This is a genomic window from Mycobacteriales bacterium (genome assembly GCA_036497565.1).
GTDB lineage: Bacteria > Actinomycetota > Actinomycetes > Mycobacteriales > QHCD01 > DASXJE01.
In genome coordinates, this window is the sequence record DASXJE010000186.1 from 1 (window position 1) to 2514 (window position 2514).

The following is a 2514-nucleotide window of genomic DNA, read 5'->3' on the forward strand; positions in this document are numbered from 1 at the left end:
TATGCGGCTGCAGTGGAGACCGAGATCGGCTGGCAGCCCGTCGTGGGTGAGTTCACGCTCTTCGCGGTCGAGATCGACGATCTCACCTACATCGGCTACGACCCCGACACCAGCGCGCAGCACGTCGCCCGCTGGCCGGCCGATACCGAATATCTGCGGCCCTCGACGACACCCACAAGCCTCGGACCACCGCAACCGGTGCGGCGGTTGCTCGACTGACGGCCGGGGCCTCGTTATCTATCAGCCTTGGTCGCCCGCCCGGAGTGGTGCGCCGAGCGCGTGCATGTGACGGAGAGCGGCGGCGTAGGAACCAACGAGACTCGTCTCGGTGTAGCCGATATGCAGACTGCGGCAGTAGGCCTGCACGATCGGCTGTGCCTTGCGCAGGCTGGCCCGCGGCATACTCGGAAAAAGGTGGTGCTCGACCTGGTAATTCAGCCCGCCGAGCACGAAGTCCGTCAACCAGCCACCACGCACATTGCGACTGGTCAGCACCTGACGACGAAGAAAGTCGATGTCCCGGTCGGCCGGTACCGTCGGCATTCCCTTGTGGTTGGGGGCGAAGGAGCAGCCCATGTAGAAGCCCCACACTGCTTGATGGATGGCGACGAACACGAGCGCCTTCACCGGAGAGAGCACGAAAAGCACCGCACCGAGGTATGCGACCACGTGGACTGCGAGGAAGGCGATTTCGGTACGCCGATGACGCCGGGCATCGCCCTTCCTAAGCCAGCTCGCGCTCTGCACGTGCAGATTGAGACCCTCGAGCGTCAGGAGCGGGAAGAACAGCCACGCCTGATGACGGGTGATGAAACACCCCACCCGGCCCGCGCGCAGCTCCGCCTGATCGGTGGTGAAGACGAGCAGTCCCTCGCCGATATCCGGGTCGTAGCCCTCGTGATTGGGATGGGAGTGGTGGCGGTTGTGCTTGTCGACCCACCAGCCGTAGCTCAGTCCCACGAGCAGGTTCGCGGCGACGACGCCGAGCGCGCGGTTCATGCGCTTGGAGCGGGCCACCTGCTGGTGACCACCGTCGTGGCCCAGAAACGCGACCTGGGTGCACACCAGACCCATCACTGCGGCGACGATCGTCTGCAACCACGAATCGCCGACCCACACAAAGGCCCACCATGCCGCGGCAAGGGCCGCGACGGTGACGCCGATACGTACCGCGTAGTTGCCGCGTCGCCGTTCCAGCAGACGCGCCGCCCGGATTTCGCGGCTCAGGCCGGCGAAGTCGCTTCCCCTGACCGTGACGCCACTGGCGGTCATGGTGATTCCCCCCGAGGTAACGGACCTGCGCTGGCTATGGACCGATCGGTCTTTCAAGATCCGCATACTCGACGGTCGCCCATGCAACAGCCGACACCGTAGAAAGCCACCGTAGCTGTGCCGGAAGAATTCCGATGACCCGCGCCAGGCGGTCGGCGTGTCATCTCTCGGCACGGCAAAAGCTCGCCCAAGTTGCCGCGACTATTCGAGAAACAGGCAGAAGACGTGACCCTCCGGGTCGGCGCATACCCGCACGTGCTCCTGCGGCTGGTGGTCGGCCAGGGTCCCGCCGAGTTCGGTCACCTTGCCCACCGCCGCCGCCAAATCCTCGACCAGGAAGTCAAGGTGGATCATCATCTGCTGGTCGGCGCGGGTCGAGGGCCATCTCGGGCGCTGCAATTCTGGTTCGAGTTGGAACGACAGGTGCGTGCCGTCGCCGGGCCCCTTGAGGATCACCCAGGTCGCGTCCTCGACCGCGATCTCCCAGCCCAGCAGCTCGGCGTAGAAGCGGGCCAGAGCCGGTGGCTCGACACTGTCCAGGACGACGCCACTCAGCGCCTTGACCACCGCAGGCCCACTCATGGCTCTCTCCTGATCTCGGCGACGTGTCTCTCCAGCTTGGTGGCCCACCCGCGCCCCGTCCACCGGGGCCCGCACTAGGGTATGGACCGTCTGCAGTGCCCAAGACGACGCCCGAGGTGGAGCCTGATGCGCATCGGCTTGTTCCTCACCTGCGTCAACGACACGGCGTTCCCGGACACCGGCAAGGCCGTGGTGCGGCTGCTCGAGCGGCTCGGCCACGACGTCGATTTCCCGATGGCGCAGACCTGCTGCGGTCAGATGCACGTCAACACCGGCTACCGGCCGGAGGCCTACGCACTGGTCCGGCGTTATGCCGAGACCTTCGCGCCGTACGACGCCGTGGTCTGTCCGTCCGGCTCGTGCGTCGGGATGGTCCGCGACCAGCACGCCCGCCTGGCGGCCGAGTCGGGCGACCCGACGCTGGCCGGCGACGTGGCTCGTGTCGCGGCGAAGACCTACGAGCTGTCCGAGCTCCTCGTCGACGTCCTGGGAGTCACCGACGTCGGCGCCTACTATCCGCACCGCGTCACGTATCACCCGACCTGCCACTCGGCCCGGCTGATCAGGGTCGGTGACAAGCCGACCCGACTGCTGCGGGCGGTCCGCGGGATCGATCTGGTCGATCTCCCGGACTCCGACACCTGCTGCGGGTTCGGCGGC

At 66.6% G+C, this 2514-nt stretch carries 4 protein-coding genes; 2 read left to right on the forward strand and 2 right to left on the reverse strand.

Annotation, left to right across the window (positions count from 1 at the left end; translation table 11 throughout):
• Positions 1-219, forward strand: a 219-nt coding sequence (locus tag VGH85_15505) for a hypothetical protein (protein ID HEY2175212.1), incomplete at its 5' end; no start/stop codon positions are given.
• Between the two features lie 21 nt (positions 220-240).
• On the opposite strand, the gene VGH85_15510 is transcribed toward VGH85_15505, so the two are convergent.
• A complete protein-coding gene (locus VGH85_15510; GenBank protein ID HEY2175213.1) occupies positions 241-1272 on the reverse strand; it encodes an acyl-CoA desaturase in 1032 nt (343 codons plus the stop codon).
• Positions 1273-1473: 201 nt separating this feature from the next.
• Positions 1474-1854: a VOC family protein gene (locus VGH85_15515; GenBank protein HEY2175214.1), complete on the reverse strand. Its 381-nt coding sequence runs from the start codon at positions 1852-1854 to the stop codon at positions 1474-1476.
• Between the two features lie 126 nt (positions 1855-1980).
• Between VGH85_15515 and VGH85_15520 the strand changes: the two genes are divergently transcribed.
• On the forward strand, positions 1981-2514 hold a 534-nt coding region (locus tag VGH85_15520; protein HEY2175215.1), incomplete at its 3' end, for a (Fe-S)-binding protein.